At 66.2% G+C, this 16,427-nt stretch carries 14 protein-coding genes and 1 riboswitch; of the genes, 6 read left to right on the top strand and 8 right to left on the bottom strand.

The genetic code is table 11. The features are described from left to right. The first annotated feature begins 23 nt into the window (after positions 1–23). Entirely contained in the window at positions 24–932 is a 909-nt protein-coding gene (locus AC1DWU_RS01940; protein WP_477148268.1) for a sugar ABC transporter substrate-binding protein, read from the top strand. A 215-nt stretch (positions 933–1,147) separates the two neighbouring features. Then, positions 1,148–2,263 carry a Gfo/Idh/MocA family protein gene (locus tag AC1DWU_RS01935; RefSeq protein WP_477148267.1) on the top strand — a complete coding sequence of 372 codons (1,116 nt, stop codon included), beginning with the start codon at positions 1,148–1,150 and terminating at the stop codon, positions 2,261–2,263. A gap of 82 nt (positions 2,264–2,345) precedes the next feature. Here AC1DWU_RS01935 and AC1DWU_RS01930 read toward each other — a convergent pair whose 3' ends face one another. After that, positions 2,346–3,323 (bottom strand): DMT family transporter, encoded by a 978-nt coding sequence (locus tag AC1DWU_RS01930; RefSeq protein WP_477148266.1) that lies wholly within the window; start codon positions 3,321–3,323, stop codon positions 2,346–2,348. Positions 3,324–3,443: 120 nt separating this feature from the next. Then, positions 3,444–3,592: riboswitch (FMN riboswitch) on the bottom strand. A 204-nt stretch (positions 3,593–3,796) separates the two neighbouring features. Here AC1DWU_RS01930 and AC1DWU_RS01925 point away from each other — a divergent pair. Further along, entirely contained in the window at positions 3,797–4,279 is a 483-nt protein-coding gene (locus AC1DWU_RS01925) for a VOC family protein (protein WP_477148265.1), read from the top strand. Between the two features lie 37 nt (positions 4,280–4,316). Here AC1DWU_RS01925 and AC1DWU_RS01920 read toward each other — a convergent pair whose 3' ends face one another. The 4 genes from AC1DWU_RS01920 to AC1DWU_RS01905 are packed head-to-tail and all read right to left on the bottom strand — an operon-like array spanning position 4,317 to position 8,371. Further along, positions 4,317–5,126 (bottom strand): ABC transporter permease subunit, encoded by an 810-nt coding sequence (locus tag AC1DWU_RS01920; protein ID WP_477148264.1) that lies wholly within the window; start codon positions 5,124–5,126, stop codon positions 4,317–4,319. Further along, positions 5,127–6,083 carry an ABC transporter permease subunit gene (locus AC1DWU_RS01915; protein WP_477148263.1) on the bottom strand — a complete coding sequence of 319 codons (957 nt, stop codon included), beginning with the start codon at positions 6,081–6,083 and terminating at the stop codon, positions 5,127–5,129. After that, positions 6,080–7,228 carry an ABC transporter ATP-binding protein gene (locus AC1DWU_RS01910; protein ID WP_477148262.1) on the bottom strand — a complete coding sequence of 383 codons (1,149 nt, stop codon included), beginning with the start codon at positions 7,226–7,228 and terminating at the stop codon, positions 6,080–6,082. The genes AC1DWU_RS01915 and AC1DWU_RS01910 overlap by 4 nt, the downstream gene beginning before the upstream one ends. A 51-nt stretch (positions 7,229–7,279) precedes the next feature. Beyond that, a complete protein-coding gene (locus tag AC1DWU_RS01905) occupies positions 7,280–8,371 on the bottom strand; it encodes a polyamine ABC transporter substrate-binding protein (protein ID WP_477148261.1) in 1,092 nt (363 codons plus the stop codon). Positions 8,372–8,889: 518 nt separating this feature from the next. Here AC1DWU_RS01905 and AC1DWU_RS01900 point away from each other — a divergent pair. Together AC1DWU_RS01900 and AC1DWU_RS01895 are read left to right on the top strand one after the other, a co-directional pair. Further along, positions 8,890–9,813 carry a pseudouridine-5'-phosphate glycosidase gene (locus AC1DWU_RS01900; protein WP_477148260.1) on the top strand — a complete coding sequence of 308 codons (924 nt, stop codon included), beginning with the start codon at positions 8,890–8,892 and terminating at the stop codon, positions 9,811–9,813. Further along, complete coding sequence (locus AC1DWU_RS01895) at positions 9,810–10,703, top strand: carbohydrate kinase family protein (protein ID WP_477148259.1); 894 nt, start codon at positions 9,810–9,812, stop codon at positions 10,701–10,703. Before AC1DWU_RS01900 ends, AC1DWU_RS01895 begins: the two co-directional genes overlap by 4 nt. Positions 10,704–11,252: 549 nt before the next feature. Here AC1DWU_RS01895 and AC1DWU_RS01890 read toward each other — a convergent pair. Genes AC1DWU_RS01890 through AC1DWU_RS01880 form a run of 3 tightly spaced genes read right to left on the bottom strand, consistent with a single transcriptional unit; the run spans position 11,253 to position 15,140 of the window. Continuing rightward, positions 11,253–11,861: a hypothetical protein gene (locus tag AC1DWU_RS01890; protein WP_477148258.1), complete on the bottom strand. Its 609-nt coding sequence runs from the start codon at positions 11,859–11,861 to the stop codon at positions 11,253–11,255. Positions 11,862–11,892: 31 nt separating this feature from the next. After that, complete coding sequence (locus tag AC1DWU_RS01885; RefSeq protein WP_477148257.1) at positions 11,893–14,448, bottom strand: ABC transporter permease; 2,556 nt, start codon at positions 14,446–14,448, stop codon at positions 11,893–11,895. Beyond that, entirely contained in the window at positions 14,445–15,140 is a 696-nt protein-coding gene (locus tag AC1DWU_RS01880) for an ABC transporter ATP-binding protein (RefSeq protein WP_477148256.1), read from the bottom strand. The genes AC1DWU_RS01885 and AC1DWU_RS01880 overlap by 4 nt, the downstream gene beginning before the upstream one ends. 219 nt (positions 15,141–15,359) lie before the next feature. On the opposite strand from AC1DWU_RS01880, the gene AC1DWU_RS01875 reads away from it, so the two are divergent. Continuing rightward, entirely contained in the window at positions 15,360–16,415 is a 1,056-nt protein-coding gene (locus AC1DWU_RS01875; RefSeq protein WP_477148255.1) for an acyltransferase family protein, read from the top strand. Positions 16,416–16,427: the final 12 nt, after the last annotated feature.

Here is a 16,427-nt window from a genome sequence, read left to right as displayed (position 1 = left end):
ATGGTTCAGGGAGGACCATGACCATGAAGAAACTGCTTCTTACGGGCGTTGCGCTGAGTGCGCTGCTCGCCATGGCCGGTTCGGCCAACGCCGCGTTCGTCCTGGGCATGAAGGGCCCGGGCGCCGGCAATCCGTTCTGGGCGGCGGTCGAGGCCGGCGCCAAGGCCAAGGGCGCCGAACTCGGCGTCGAGGTGATCGTCGTCGCGCCGCCGTCCGAATCGGACGTGCAGGCACAGATCACCCAGATCGAAGACCTGATCGCACAGAAGGTGGACGGCATCGCACTGGCGCCGACCGACCCGAACGCGCTCGCCCCGGTGGTGGACGCGGCCAAGGCCGCCGGCATCCCGGTGGTGTTCGTCGATACCCGCGGCATCAATGAAGGCGTCACCTTCATCGGCACCAACAACGAAGTGGGCGCCGCACTTGCCGCCGACTTCATGTGCAAGAACCTGCCGTCGGGTTCGGACGTCGCGATCCTCCAGGGCCTGATTTCGCAGTCGACCGGGCAGGCCCGCGCCGATGGTTCGAAGAAGGGTCTCGAAGCCTGCGGCCTCAAGGTCGTCGCCGAGCAGACTGCCGAGTGGGATCGCGCCAAGGGCCTCGCCGTGACCGAGAACATCCTTGCCGGCAACCCGAACATCAAGGGCATCTTCGGCTCCAACGACAACATGGCGCTCGGCGCCGTGGAAGCGTTGAAGGCTGCGGCCAAGCTCCAGGACGTGATGGTTGTCGGGTTCGACGCCAACCCGGATGCGGCGGCCTCGATCCTCGCGGGCGAAATGACCGCTTCGGTGGCACAGGCGCCGGCCAATATGGGCGGCTTCGGCATCCAGGCGCTGGTCGACCTCAAGGCCGGCAAGACGCTCGAGCCGTGGATCGATACCGGTACCGTGCTGGTCACCAAGGATAACGCCGCGGATTACAAGTAAGCTCTCCTCCAAGGAGCTGACGCCCGGAGTCCGCAAGGGCTCCGGGTGTTCTTTTGATAGACGGCTTGTTCGGTGCGAGCCGATCCTCACCCCTGTCCCCTCCCCCTAAGAATGGGGAGGGAGACGCTGGCCTCGATTTTGGTGTGTGGTTCTCCCTCCCCAGTAGGGGGAGGGACAGGGGTGGGGTCCACAGCCACCGGCGGAAGGAAGAAAACATGACCACCATCGGCGTCGGCCTCATCGGCACGGGATATATGGGCAAGTGCCATGCGCTGGCCTGGAATGGGGTGAAGCCGGTGTTCGGGGATGGGCCGAAGCCGCGGCTGGTGCATCTCGCCGAGGTGTCGCCGGAGCTGGCAGCGCGGCGGGCCGACGAGTTCGGGTTCGAAAAGTCCACCTCGGACTGGCGCGAGCTGATTGCCGATCCGGCAGTGGAGGTCGTGTCGGTGACGACGCCGAACGCCTTCCATGCGGAGATGGCGATCGCGGCGCTGGAGGCGGGCAAGCACGTCTGGTGCGAGAAGCCGATGGCGGTGGGTTTTGCCGAAGCGCAGCGGATGGTTGCGGCGGCGAAGGCCTCGGGGAAGGTCACGGCGCTCGGCTATAACTACATCCAGAACCCGGTGATCCGGCACATCAAGCGGCTGCTCGACGAGGGAGCGATCGGGGCGGTGAACCATGTCCGGTTCGAGATGGACGAGGACTTCATGGCCGACCCCGAGGCCCTGTTCTACTGGAAGAGCGAGGCGTCGTCGGGCTACGGCGCGCTCGACGATTTCGGGGTGCATCCGCTGAGCCTGATGCAGTTCCTGTTCGGTGGCGCGAGCCGGGTGATGGCGCAGCTGGCGATGCCCTATGCCGACCGGCCGAGCCGGGACGGCGGGCGGCGGAAGGTCGAGACCTACGATATTGCTTCGGTGCTACTGGAGCTTACGAACGGTGCATCCGGGGTGATGGCGCTCGACCGCTCGGCCTGGGGGCGGAAGGGGCGGATTGCGCTGCAGGTGTTCGGCAGCAAGGGGACGATCGTTTATGACCAGGAGCGGATGAACGAGTTCCAGCTCTACACCGCCAGCGACCACGCGAGCGAGCAGGGGTTTCGGACGATCCTGACAGCTCCGGTGCATGCGCCGTATGAGCGGTTCATTCCGGCGCCGGGGCATGGCTTGGGCTTCAACGAGCTGAAGATCATCGAGTGCCACGAGTTGCTCAAGGCGATCGGTGGGGATGGGGCGGCGCAGATCGTCGATTTTGCGCGCGGGCTCGAGATCGAGCGGACGGTGCATGCGATGGCAGAGAGCCATCAGGAGCAGCGCTGGGTTTCCGTCTGACAAGCGGACGACGGCCAGAGGCCGTCGCCGCAGGGGGCCGCAGTCACGGCGGCCCCGGAGCGCCTGAGTTGGTGCAGTCAGCTCAGGCGGTAGCGAGGGTGCCGGTGCGGCCGCGGCTTTCGACCCAGTAGATGAACACCGAGGCCAGAACGATCAGCGCTGCGCCCGGCCAGAACCAGACCGACGGCACCTGGCCGAGGATGACCCAGCCGACGAGGCCGCTCAGTGGCACCTTGCTGTCGCCGAAGGGCTGCAGGTACGTCGCGTCGGCCACCTTGTAGGCATAGGCGAGCAGGTACTGCGCGGCGGCAGTGAGCGCACCGAGCAAAGCCAGCAGCCACAGGGCGTTGCCCGAGGGGAGCGCGAAGACGTTGTTGGCGATACCGGCCGGTAGCAGGCCGGGCGCGACGATGCTGAGGCCCCAGACGGCGAGCAGGATCAGCAGATGGTTCGGCGTCACGAGGACCAGCAGCGAGATGGTCAGCGTCTCGGGGCTCTCGCCCTTGAGTGCGAGGTACTTGGTGAGCACGTCGGTGGTGCCCCACAGGGCCGCGGCGACGATCGGCACGAGGGCCGTCCAGCCGAGGCTGTCGGTGCCGACGCCGGAGACGATGATGGCGCCGACGAAGCCCAGCAGCGCCGCAGTGATGCGGGCCGGGGAGGCGCGCTCGCCGAGGAAGATGGTGGAGCCGAGGATGATGAACAGCGGGCCGGTGGCGAGCAGGGTCACCATCTGCCAGATCGGCACCCCGGAGGCGAAGCCGTAGACGAAGACGTGGACCCCGAGCGCCGAGACGAAGGCGCGGATCTCGTGCGCCAGCGGATGGCTGGTGCGGAGCTTGCTGACGCCGATGCGGACGATCAGCGGCAGGCTGAGGATGGCGGCAATGACATATTGCCAGAAGGCCATGCCGGTAGAGCTCATGCCGAAGCCGCCATACTCCACCGGAGTCGGCAGCACGGACTGCAGCAGGTTGGAACCGGCAAAGGCGAAGGCAGCGACCAGCATGAATGCGGCGCCGGTGGCGGCAGAGTTGGTAGACGAGGAAATCTGGCTCATCGTGGATCCTTTCCGTAACCAGTTCCCTCAGGGAGTTACGGGGATCGGCGATGGAAAATGGCGTCCTGCCCGGATGGTGGGCAGCCCAAGATGGGCGGACGCCGGCAAGCCAGCGCGTGGTCCCGTTCTCTTTCATCCGGACTATACCGTCGGCTCCGGAATTACACCGGATCTGCTGACCCTCTGGATTGCTCCGGAGGCGCTCGCGGGCTTTGGGCTTTCACCCATTTACCGCCGGTGGGGAGTTGCACCCCGCCCTGAGAACTCGCCGGCCGATAGTTCGACCGACCGCGCTCACATAGACCTGTCGCGTTGGCTGCGCAAGCAGGCACAAAGACGAAACCGGGACGACGGCGCGTTCGGGATGAGCGAACGATGGGACGTTCGTGATCTGTTGTATTATCGCTAATACTGATGCAGAGTACAGCAGGCGCCGGGAGGGCGCGGCACAACATCATCACGAGGAGACGAGCATGGCGGCGTTCAACAGCCTGGGGCACATTGCGCTCAAGGTGCAGGATCTGGAGGCTTCGATCGCCTTCTACGAGAAGCTCGGATTCCCCGAGTTCCTGCGGCTGACCGAGGAGGATGGGCAGGCGTGGATCGCCTACCTGCGCTTCGACGACAACCTCTATCTCGAGCTGTTCCCGGGCGGGAAATCGCGCGTTGCGGGTCCGGAGGCGACGGGGACCAACCATCTGTGCCTGACGGTCGACGATATCGAGGTGGCGGAGCGGCACCTGCAGAGCGTCGGCATCGGGCTGATGCATCCACGCAGCGACAAGCGCGGGCTCGATCGCAATCGCGGCATGTGGATCGAGGATCCGGACGGCAACCGGATCGAGATCATGGAGATGTCGAAGAACTGCATCCAGTTCGAGGCGATCGCCAAGCTGAAGGCGGGCGGCGGGAAGACGAGCCTCGTGGCGCCGACGCGGCCGAAGCAGGTGGCTTAGCTGTTCATGCCCTGAAGTTGGGAAGCGGGTGCGCGGACTATGACGCCCGCTTTTCCTTGCCGGCGCGCAGCCCGATGATCGTGGCGCCTAGCACGCCGAGGGCGACGATGCCGATGATGATGGTGGCGAGGGCGTTGACGTCGGGGGAGACGCCGAGCTTGATCTTGGAAAAGATCACCATCGGCAGGGTGGACGAGCCCGGGCCGGAGACGAAGCTGGCGATCACCAGGTCGTCGAGCGACAGGGTGAAGCCGAGCAGCCAGCCGGAGACCAGGGCGGGCGCAATGATCGGCAGGGTGATGTCGAAGAACACCCGGAACGGGGTGGCGCCGAGGTCCATCGCGGCTTCCTCGAGGCTCAGGTCGAGGTCGGAGAGGCGCGACTGCACCACCACGGTGATGTAGGCCATGCAGAACGTGGTATGCGCGATGACGATGGTGAGCATGCCGCGGCCGGCGGGCCAACCGAGGGTCGATTCCATCCCGACGAACAAGAGCAGCAGCGCCAGGCCGGTGATCACGTCGGGCATCACCAGCGGGGCCGAGACGGTGCCGGCGAGGACGGTGCGGCCGCGGAAGCGCTTGAAGCGCACCAGCGCCACGGCGCAGAGCGTGCCGAGCACGAGAGCGAAGCTCGCGGAGAAGAAGGCGATGCGAAGGCTCAGCCAGGCAGCGCCCAGCATCTGCTCGTCGGCGAAGAGCTCGCCATACCATTTGGTGGAGAAGCCGGACCACACGGTGACCAGCTTGCTCTCGTTGAACGAGAACACCACCAGCGAGATGATCGGCAGATAGAGAAAGGCGAAGCCGAGCGTCGCCGTGATGGGGAGGAACCAGCCGCGCCGCATCTACTTGCCTTTCTCGACCACCGCATCCTGCGCCTTTTGCAGCAGCAGGATGGGGATGACGACGACGACCAGCATGGCGATGGCGACGGATGCGGCGCGCGGCCAGTTGGTGGCGCCGAAGAACTCGTCCCACAGCACGCGGCCGATCATCAGCGTCTCCGGCCCGCCGAGCAGTGAGGGGATGACGAACTCGCCGATCGCCGGGATGAACACCAACATCGAGCCGGCGACGATGCCGGGCAGCGACAGCGGCAGGGTGACCGAGATGAAGGTCTGCCAGGGGCGCGAGCCGAGGTCGGCGGAGGCCTCGAGCAGCGCCGAGTCGAGCTTCACGAGGTTGGTGTAGAGCGGCAGGATCATGAACGGCAGGTAGGTGTAGACGATGCCCACATAGACCGCGAAATCGGTCTGCATCATCACCAGCGGCTCGATGCCGAATACGGCGAGCACCTGGTTGATCACGCCGTTGCCGCGCATGAAACCACTGAGCGCGTAGACGCGCAGCAGGAACGAGGTCCAGAACGGCAGGATCACCAGCATCAGCAGGATGTTGCGCCACTTGTCCGGGGCGCGGGCGATGGCATAGGCCATCGGATACCCGATGAAGAGGGTGATCACCGTGGCGATCAGCGCGATGCGGATCGAGCTCAGGTAGGCCGCGACATAGAGCGGATCGGTGAAGAGCTTCAGATAGTTGGAGAGGTGCAGCGTCAGCTGCACGGTGCCGCCTTCGGTGGTGAGCAGCGGCGAGTAAGGCGGGCGGCCGAACTGCTTGGTGGCGAGCGAAATGCCGAAGACCACGGCGAGCGGGATGAGGAAGAAGACGGTCAGCCAGATGGCGGGCGCGGCAATCACCAGCGTGCGGCCGGAAATGCCGACGTCGCGCAGCCGGCGCTCCAGCCCACTCCAGGGGCGGAGGCGACGCGGCGGCGGCAACTGGTTGCCGGTGAGGGTCATACCGTCAGCACCGAGCCGGAGCTGTCGCCCCAGGTGACGTAGACCTGCTCTTCCCAGGTGATGGCGTCGGGGTTGCCACGGGCGGTGTTGGTCTGGCTGACGCGGATGCGTTTGCCGCTCTCGAGCACGACCTGGTAGACGCTCATGTCGCCCAGGTAGCCGATATCCTCCACCACGCCCTTGGTGACGTTGGCGCCATTGAGCGCTTCAGGCCTCTCGCGGCTCAGCTCCATCTTTTCGGGGCGGATGGCCCACCAGAGGAGCTGGTCCGGGGCGCAATCGACACCATGGCCGACATAGATGTCGCAGCCGAGCTCGGGCGAGCGGATGCGGACATGGTCCGGCTCATCCTCGGTGACGACGCCCTCGACCATGTTGGCCGAGCCGATGAAGCTCGCGACAAAGCGCGAGTTGGGGAACTCGTAGATGTCGTGCGGTTCGCCGATCATGGCGATCTCGCCCTGGTTCATCACGCCGATGCGGGTGGCGAGCGTCATCGCCTCTTCCTGGTCGTGGGTGACGACGATGAAGGTGACGCCGAGAGATTCCTGGATCTTGACCAGTTCGAACTGGGTCTCTTCGCGCAGCTTCTTGTCGAGCGCGCCGAGCGGTTCGTCGAGCAGCAGCAGTTTGGGGCGCTTCGCCAGCGAACGGGCGAGGGCGACGCGCTGGCGCTGGCCACCCGACAGCTGGTTGGGCTTCCGCTTGCCGTAGTCCTGGAGCTTCACGAGGCTCAGGAGCTCCGCGACCCGATCGGCGATCTCGCCGCGCGGCATGTTATCGCGCTTCAGCCCGTAGGCGATGTTCTGCTCGACGTTCATGTGCGGGAACAGCGCATAGGACTGGAACATCATGTTGACCGGCCGCTGGTAGGGCGGCACCTCGGTCATGTCCTGGCCGTCGATCTCGATGGTGCCCGAGGTCGGCTTTTCGAAGCCCGCGAGCATGCGCAGCAGGGTCGACTTGCCCGAACCCGAGCCGCCGAGCAGGCAGAACAGCTCGGACTTGTAGATGTCGAGCGACACTTCATGCACAGCCGAGACGTCGCCGAATTTCTTCGAGACGTTGCGAATGCGCACAAACGGCTTGGCCGACGGATCGCGCCAGGGGCGCGTGTCGATGGCGAGCTGCGGCTTCTTGGCCATTCGGCACCTGAGACTGGAAAAGGGGGCGGTGAGTACCGCCCCCTGAGGAGATTACAGACCGGTTTTGATGCGGGTCCAGGTCCGGGTCAAGACCTCTTCGAACTCAGGCGAGTGCGCCTTCATCACGAAGGCCTTGGCGATGGTCTCGGCCGGCGGGTAGATGCCCGGGTTCGACTTCACTTCCTCGTTCACGAACTCCAGCGCCGGCAGGTTCGGGTTGGCGTAGAACACGTAGTTGGTGATCGCGGCCACCACTTTGGGTTCGAGGATGTAGTTGATGAACTTCAGCGCGTTATCCGGATGCGGCGCGTCGACCGGGATGGCGAGGAAGTCGAACAGTGTCGCAGCGCCTTCCTTGGGGATCAGGTACTTGACCTCGTTGCCCTGGGCAGCCTGCGCGGCGGCATCGGCGGCGATGAAGATATCGCCCGAATAGCCGAGTGCGAGGCAGATCTCGCCGTTGCCCAGATCGTCGATGTACTGGCTCGAGTGGAAGTAGCGGAGCGACGGCTTGATGCTGGCCATCAGCGCCTCGGCTTTGGCCAGATCCTCTTCCTTTTCGGAGTTCGGATCGAGGCCGAGATAGTGGAGGGCAATGCCCATCACTTCGGACGGGCTATCGAGCACGGCGACGCCGCAATCCTTGAGCTTGGCCACCACTTCGGGCTTGAACAGCAGGTCCCAGCTGTCGAGCGGGGCGTCGGCGCCAAGCGCCGCGGTGACCTTGGCGACGTTGTAGCCGAGGCCGATGGTGTTGATCATGTAGGGCACGCCGTGGGCGTTGTCCGGGTCCTGAGAGGCGGCGGTGGCCATCACGGCGGGGTCGAGGTTGCCGAGGTTGGTCAGCTTCGACTTGTCGAGCGGCAGGATCAGGCCGGCCTTGATCTGGCGCTCGAGGAAATTGCCCGAGGGGACGACGATGTCGTAGCCCGAATTGCCGGCGAGCAGCTTGGCGTCGACGATCTCGTTATTGTCGTAGACGTCGTAGTTCACCTTGATGCCGGTCTGGGCTTCGAAGTTGGCGATGGTGTCTTCGGCGATGTAGTCGGACCAGTTGTAGACGTTGACCACATTGTCCTGCGCGAGCACCGGGGTAGCGACGAGCAGCGCTCCCAGAGCGGCGATGAGCATCGGCTTATGCATTTGTTGTGTCTCCTTGATTCAGAACCGCGGTTGGCCTGCGGTGCATGGCGGATGGCCCCGACGCCTCGCGCGCCGGATGGCAAAAGCCCGGCGGCGTGCCGGGCGAATTTCGAAGAAGCTGGGGTGCAGTTGGACCGGCTACGGAGATGTCGGTCGGCGGGTACGCGGGAGGGTAGGCCAAGCAGCGCGGGTCTTGCGCCGGGAGAATTCGGGTTCGCAATGTGCCCGGAGCCGGGCGCCCATCGATCCGGCGGAGGCTCCGGATCAACAATAACCGTAAGCAGTGACGTGCCCCTTCGCGACGAGCTTTCCAGCCGGCCGAAACGTAGTGGGAAATCCGACGTGGAGCAAGGGTTTTAGGGGCATTCCGGCCATGCCGGGAACCCGGCGAACACGGTGCTGCGACGCGCCGTCACAGGAGCTTTGGCCGGCCACGCGAACGAGGGGCGGGCGGGGAGTTGAACTGCCGCGGATTTCAGTTCAAGTGAGGGCAAAACCTCGTAGTGAAAGGCGCTCCAGTGAGCCTGAAGAAGCATCTGTCCATTTCCCCTGCGGTCAAGAAGGCCCTCGATGCCGGGCAGCCGGTGGTGGCGCTCGAATCCACCATCATCACCCATGGCATGCCCTATCCGCAGAACCTCGAGATGGCGCAGAACGTCGAGGCGGTGATCGAAAAGCACGGCGCGGTGGCGGCGACGATCGCCATCATGGACGGCAAGTTCAAGGTTGGCGTCACCGCCAAGGACCTCGAGCGGCTGGCGCAGACCGGCGGCAAGGCGGCGAAGGCCTCGCGGCGCGACGTCGCGGCATTGCTGGCTTCGGGTGAAGTGGCCGGCACCACAGTCGCGACGACGATGATGGCGGCGGAGGCGGCGGGCATTTCCGTATTCGCCACCGGCGGGATCGGCGGGGTGCATCGCGGGGCAGAGACGACGTTCGACATTTCCGCTGATCTGGAGGAACTCGGCCGCACCCAGGTCGCGGTGGTGTGCGCGGGGGCCAAGTCGATCCTTGATATTCCGAAGACGCTGGAAGTGCTGGAGAGCAAGGGCGTGCCGGTGCTGGGGTTCCAGACCGAGGATTTCCCGGCGTTCTGGGCGCGGCAGTCGGGCGGCAAGGTCGACCATCGGGTGGAGAGCGGCAAGGACGCCGCCAAGGTGATCGCGCTGCAATTCGCGCTGGGGCTGGGCGGCGTGCTGGTTGCCAACCCGATCCCCGAGAGCGCGGCGCTCGACAAGGATGAGATCGAGGGCCGGATCAACGAGGCGATCAAGGGTGCCGAGAAGGAAGGGGTGAGCCGCAAGGACCTGACGCCGTTCCTGTTGAAGCGCATCTTCGAGCTGACCGGAGGCAGGAGCCTCGTCGCCAATATTGCTCTCGTTGAGAACAACGCGCGGGTGGCGGCGGAGATCGCGGTGGCGCTGGCGAAGCTCAAGAAATGAGCGACAGCACCGGCCGGGTTATCGTCATCGGCGACGTGATGACCGACGTCATCGTGATCCCCGAAGGTCCGATCGTGCGCGGCTCGGACCGGCGCGCGCAGATCACGCAGCGGCCGGGCGGCTCGGGCGCCAACCAGGCGGTGTGGTTGGGCTCGATGGGGACGCCCGTCAGCTTCGTTGCCCGCGTTGGGGCGCGCGACAAGCCGCATCTCGAGGCGTATCTGCGCGGCTTCCATGTCGATCCGGTGCTGATCGCCGATCCGGTGAAGCCGTCGGGCATTCTCGTCATCATCGTCGATCCGGACGGAGAGCGGAGCTTCCTCACCGACCGCGGCGCGAACCTCGACCTGTCGCACTCGGACATGCCGGTGTGGCTGCTCGAGGAGACCCGCTACGTGCTGGTGTCGGGCTATTCGCTGTTCGCGGAAAAGCCGCGGCATGCGGCGCGCTGGATGGCGGAAGAGGCGCAGTCGCGCGGCATTCCGGTGGCCGTGGATGCGGCCTCGGTGGGGTTCGTCGAGGAGGTCGGGGCGGACAAGTTCCTCGAGTGGACCAAGGGGTTTTCGACGTTGTTCGCCAATGAGGACGAGGCAGTGGCGTTGGCCGGTACCGACGATGTCGAGGCGCAGATGCGGGTGCTCGGACCGAATTACGGGCGGGTGATTATCAAGCTCGGAGCGGGTGGAGCGGCGGCGGGCGATGCGTCGGGCGTGAAGCAGAGGCTGCCGGCGCCGGCGGTGAATGTGGTGGATACGACCGGGGCGGGCGATGCGTTCGCCGCGGCGTTCGTATCGGCGGAGCTGCGGGGGGCGGATGTCGAGACGTGCCTGCGGCGCGGGATCGAGGCCGGGTCTGCAGCGGTGACGAAGGTGGGCGGGCAGCCGGATTAGGGTTCGGCGCGTGGGGGCTCCACCAAGCGAAACTCACCACCCACAGGCCGTCATCCCGGCGAAAGCCGGGACCCACTGCTCGGACAGTCTGTCTGGGCACAGGCCGTGCCGGTCCATCTCGGCAAGGTCGGAGGGCTAAGGGCGAGTGGATGACCCAGTGCACTGGGTCCCGGCTTTCGCCGGGATGACGGCCGGCGTGCAACGTCAGCACCAAAGAAGATTTGCCCGACTTATCCCCCCGCCTTTCAGCAATGAGACACTGCCCCCGTCACCCACACGGGCGCGGTCGCGTACGGACGGTCGGTGGGGCGATTTCGGTGCTGGGGGAGCCGTCCCCTGGCGGCCGCGACTACGGGCACCCGTCCACCGTCCGTGCTTAGCGCACGGCGTGCGAACGCTTCCTCGTAGTCCCCGCAAAAACTCCGAACAGTTCCGGCGTGGCGACGGCCGTTTCATTGCGGACTACCCGCGTGGTCGAACCCACGCCGGAACCGCCCGTTCTTTGAATCTACCGAAGCCGAGAGGCTGTCGGGCGAACAGGTGCGCCCGCTATTCCGTCTCCATCCCGCACCAATCGAGCGGCTCGGCGGTGTATTTCCCGCGCGTGCCTTCGATGTCGCCGAGCTCCGAGATCATGTGGGAGCGGACGTCTTCGACGGTGGCGTGAGGGGCGGTTAGGCCGCAGCCGCGGGCGAGCTGGTATTGCTCGTTGTCGATGGGCGCGACTTCGTTGCCGGCTTCGGTGATGCGCTTCAACAGGCGCAGCAGGTGGCCGTCGGGGGCGAAGTAGAGGCGGCCTTCGCGGGTGATGGCGGGGCCATCGAAACCCACGGCCATGTTGGGCGAGGTCATCTCGGAGAAGATGAAGGCGAGGCTGCCGTCGGGGCGGTAGCAGGAGGTGTCGGTCTGCGTGGCGATGGCGTCGATCAGCCAGGTCTGGACCAGCACCGAAGAGGCGCCGTCGCCACCGTCGTGGAACTCGAAGTGGTCTGAATAGCCGCCGTCGAAGTTGCGGCGCCAGCCGGTCCAGTCGTTGGGGGCGGTTTCGAGCAGCTTGGTGCAAGCGTCCCAGGCGGCGCGGACTTCGTCGATCTGTGGTTCGGCGGCATGGGCCGCGGGGACCAGCAGCAGGCTCAGGGCGAAGAGCAGTCGGCGCATCGGGACCTCCGTTTGGCGGGACGCTAGCCGATCACTCCTCGCGCAGGAAGCTCGCCGGTCGGGTGGAAAGCGCCGACCAAGTGGTCAGCATGCCAACGACGATGGCGAGGGCGACGGTGCCGATGGCGACCCAGATGAGCAGGGCGGGATCGGCCCAGAAGTCGATCTCCAGCACGAACTCCACGAAGGCCCAGGTGCCGGCGAGGCCGAGGAGTGCCGCGAGGACCGCGGCGAGGAGGCCGAGCAGGCCGTACTCGACGAGATAGGCGCGGAGCACGTCACCGCGGGTGGCGCCGAGCACTTTCATCACTACGGCATCGGACTCGCGTTGCTTGCGGCCCGCGGCCATGGCGCCGGCGAGCACCAGTACGCCGCTGACAACGGCAAGGCCGCCGACGACTTCGACGGCGGTGGTGACGTTGGCGAGGATGGCGGCGAAGGTTTCTAGGGCTTCGCCGACGGGTAGGAACAGCAGGTCCGGGAACTCGGCGACGAGGCGTTGCTGCACCTCGACCTCCTGGCCGGGGACGGCCTTCAACAGGCCGAGATAGCTCAGCGGGAAATCGGCGAGGGCGTTGGGTGATAGCACGAAGCCGAAGTTCACGCTGCCGGAGCGCCAGGCGTAATCGCGGAAGCTGCCGATCTTCACCTTCACCTCATCGCCGAAGATGCGGAAGGTGAGGATGTCGCCGAGCTTCAGGCCGAGCGGTTCCTTGAGGCGCTGGAACACCGAGACTTCCGGCGGGCCGATGAAGTTGGGCGGCCACCAGCTGCCTTCGGTGATGGTGGACTGTTCCGGCAGGCCTTCGGAGGCGGTTAGCGGGATCTCGCCCTCGAGCACGAAGGCGAATTCGGGCGGTGGGACGCGGCCGAGTTCGGCGATGGGCACGTCGTTGATGGCCTCGATGGCGCCGGTGACCGCGGGCATGGAGGCGAAGGTCTCGACGGATTTGTCGCCGACCGAGAACTGCTTGAGGGAGTCCACCTCGTCCTCGAACAGATCCATGAAGACGAAGCTGGGGGCGTTGGGGATCGACTCGCGGGCGAGCTGATGACGGAGGTTCCCGTCGATCAGCGCGATGAGGAGCAGCAGCGCGAGGCCGAGGCCGAGCGACAGGATGACCACCGGGGCAGGGGCGCCGGGGCGCCAGATCGACTTGATAGCGTTGCGGATCGCCGCGTTGGAGATCGGGGGGATGAGCTTCAGCGTGCGCTGCAAGAGCCAGGCGGCGCCGCGGAGGATGAGGAACGCGACAAGGATGCCGATGGCGTACCACAGCACCAGCAGCGGGCGGCCGGTGGTGAGGGCGGCTAGAGCGTAGATGCCGGCGGCAGCGAGGCCGAGCGGCAGCCAGAGGCCAGGCTTCAGCATGTCACGCCAGTCGAGCCCGCCTTCGACAGCGGAGCCGGCCGAGCGGAACAGCAGCGCGGGCTTCAGTTTCTCGGCGCGGCGAAGCGGCAAATAGCCGAAGGCGAAGCCGGTGAGGGCGCCGAAACCGGCGGCAGTCCACAGCGTCACGGTGTCGACCACCGGCGGCAGCGACAGGCCGATGAGGCTGCCGAGGATCGGCAGCAGCACCAGCGTAAGCAGCGTGCCGAGCAGCAGGCCGAGGATGATGCCGGCGATGGTGAGCAGCATCACCTGGGTCAGGAAGTGGACGAGGATGCGCGGGCCGGTCGCGCCGAGCGCCTTCATGGTGGCGATGGAGCGCTGGCGTTCGGTGACATAGGCGGAGATGGCGTTGGAGACGCCGAGGCCGCCGACCAGCAGGGACGACAGGCCGACAATGGTGAGGAAGCGCGCGAACATATCGAAGAAGCGCGCCAGATCGGCGGTGGCATCCTTGGGACCCGCGAGCTTCCAGCCGGCCTCGGGGAAGGTGGTCTTGATGGCCGCCATGGCCGTATCGGGATCGGTCCCGTTCAAGAGGATCTTGTAGCGATAGCTGGCGAGGACGCCCGGGGCGAGGATGCCGGTGGCGTTGAGGGCATCGACCGACATCAGCACGGGCAGGCCGAACTGCATGCCGGCGGTGATGCGGTCGGGCTCGGTGCCGATGATGCCGGTTAGAGTGAAGGTGGCGTCGCTGATGGTGAGCGTGTCGCCGAGCTTCAGGCCCAGGCGATCGAGCAGCAGCTGGTCGGCGACGAGGCCGAAGTTGCCGTCGCTGCGTTTGGCGAGAAGGTCGGGCAGCGGAGCGTCGGCGCCTTCGACGGTGACCGTGCCGATCAGCGGGTAGTTGGCGTCGACGGCGCGGATGGCGAGGAAGCTGTTCGAGTCCCCGGCGTCGCCGCGGCCCATGACTTCGACGACTTCGCCGAGCTTGCCGAAGCTCGCGAATTCCTGCCGTTCCTCGGGGTTGGCGGCGCGATAGGAGAGCTGGGCCTCGATGTCGCCGCCGAGCAGGGTGCGGGCATCGCGCAGCAGGGCCGATTGCAGCGCCGCACCGACCGAGCCGACAATCGTGATGGTGCCGACGCCGAGCGCCAGGCAGGCGAGGAGGATGGTGAAGCGGCGGAGGTCGCCGCGCAGGTCTTTCAACGCGACGCGGAGCCAGCCGCGCAGCGTGGTGGCGACCGCATTCACGCGGGCACCCGCTCGCTCAGATGGCCCTCGTTCATGCGCAACTGGCGATCGGCTTTTCCGGCCAGCGACGAGTCGTGGGTAATGAGCAGGATGGCAGTGCCGCGCTCGCGGGCGAGGCCGAACATCAGCTCGATGACATGCGCGCCGGTCTCCTGGTCGAGGTTGCCGGTGGGCTCGTCGGCGAGCATGAGCTTGGGGTTGCCGACCATGGCGCGGGCGAGGCCGACGCGCTGCTGCTCGCCACCGGAGAGGGCGCTGGGCAGGTGGGTCAGGCGGTTGGCGAGGCCGACATCGGTGAGGGCGGCGGCGGCGCGATCGCGGATCGTCGTCCAGGGCAGCGACGGCTCGGCGATCTCGAGGGTGAGGGCGACGTTCTCAAGCGCGGTGAGCGAGGGGATGAGGTGGAAGTTCTGGAACAGGATGCCGAGCGCGTCGCGGCGGAAGATGGCGAGCTGGTCTTCGTTGAGCTTCGCGATGTCGGTGCCGGCAACGCTGATGGCGCCGGAGGTGGCCTGTTCGAGGCCGGAGAGCACCATCAGCAGGGAGGTCTTGCCGCTGCCCGAGGGGCCGACGATGGCGGTCACCTCGCCGGGCTGCAGGGTGAGGTCGACATCCTTGAGAATGTGCAGCGAAGTGGTGCCGCTCTTCAGATGCAGGTTGATGCCTTTGGCATCGACGACGGGAGCGGGCATGGGGTGGCCGGGTTAGCTGCGATCTCAAGGAGATAGGCGGTGGATGCGGCGGTTCAATGGAGGGATGAACACTGGCGGGGTTTTTCGGTTCCGGCAATGGGGGGTGGCATCACTCCTCGCTGCAGAGGTGCTGTCCCCCGTCTTAACCGTAGCGCGCGACGGAGGATTGGGCGCTGCGGTTGGAGTGCTATTGCAGAGGGTGAACGAAAGGTTACCCGGATGGCTGGAAAGCTCTACTCGGTGCAGTACCTGCGCGGCCTCGCGGCGCTGCTGGTGGTGGTCGCGCATGCCTCGGAGCATCCGTTGGCGGACCCGATCTACCTGCAGGCGCGGCTGGGAGAGTTCGGCGTCTATCTGTTCTTCGTGATCAGCGGCTTCATCATGGTGGCGATCTCGGGATCGGGGCCATTCTCGGCGCTGGAGTTCCTGAAGCGCCGGGCCATCCGTATCGTGCCGCTGTACTGGATCTTCACGACGCTCGCCGCGCTGCTGGCGCTGGCGCTGCCGGCGTTGTTCAAGAGCACGGTGTTCACCGTGCCGCATTATGCGCAGTCGATGCTGTTCATCCCGCACGAGGCGCCTGGTCGAGGCGGAACGAGCCCGCTGCTGAGCCTGGGCTGGACGCTGAACTATGAGGTGTTCTTCTACCTGGCGTTCGCGCTGCTGGCAGGGCTGGCGGCGGGCGGGCGGGTCGTGGCGCTGACGGTGGGGTTTGCGGCGCTCTATGTGGCGGGTGAGGTGCTGAAGCCGACCGATCCGCTGCTCGGTTTCTACATGCACCATGCGGTGCTGGCGTTCGTGGCCGGCGCGTGGGTGGGCCTGGGATATATTAGGGGCGTGTTCGCGCGGCCGCCGGCACTGGCGATGCCGGGGCTGGTTGGGCTCGCGGCAGTTGGCGCGATCGTGGCGTTTGGCCTCGACCGGACACCCTATGAAACGGCGCTGGCGTTCGTATCGCTGGTTGGGCTGGCAGTGGCGCTGCTGGTGATGGGGCTGGCTCGCGAGGCTGCGCTGCCGCGGAGCCCCTGGCTGGAGAAGCTGGGGGATGCCTCCTATGCGACCTACCTGGTGCATATGTTCGTGGTCGGCGCCGTAGTCGCGGTGGGGACGCGCGTGCTGCCGGAGGGGCTGGGGAGTTACTTCGGCATGGTGGCTGTGGCGATCGGGCTGGCGCTTGTGGCCGGAGTCATCGTGCACGAGCGGATTGAGAAGCCGCTGCTGCGCGTGTTGCACAAGCGGCCGAGAGCGGCGCGCGCGGCGGTGCCGGCGCAGTAGCTCAGCCGCCGG

The sequence above is a fragment of the Devosia sp. P2_G7 genome (genome assembly GCF_056403495.1).
Note: the sequence above shows the minus strand (reverse complement) of the source record. Positions and strands in the feature narration are given on the sequence as shown.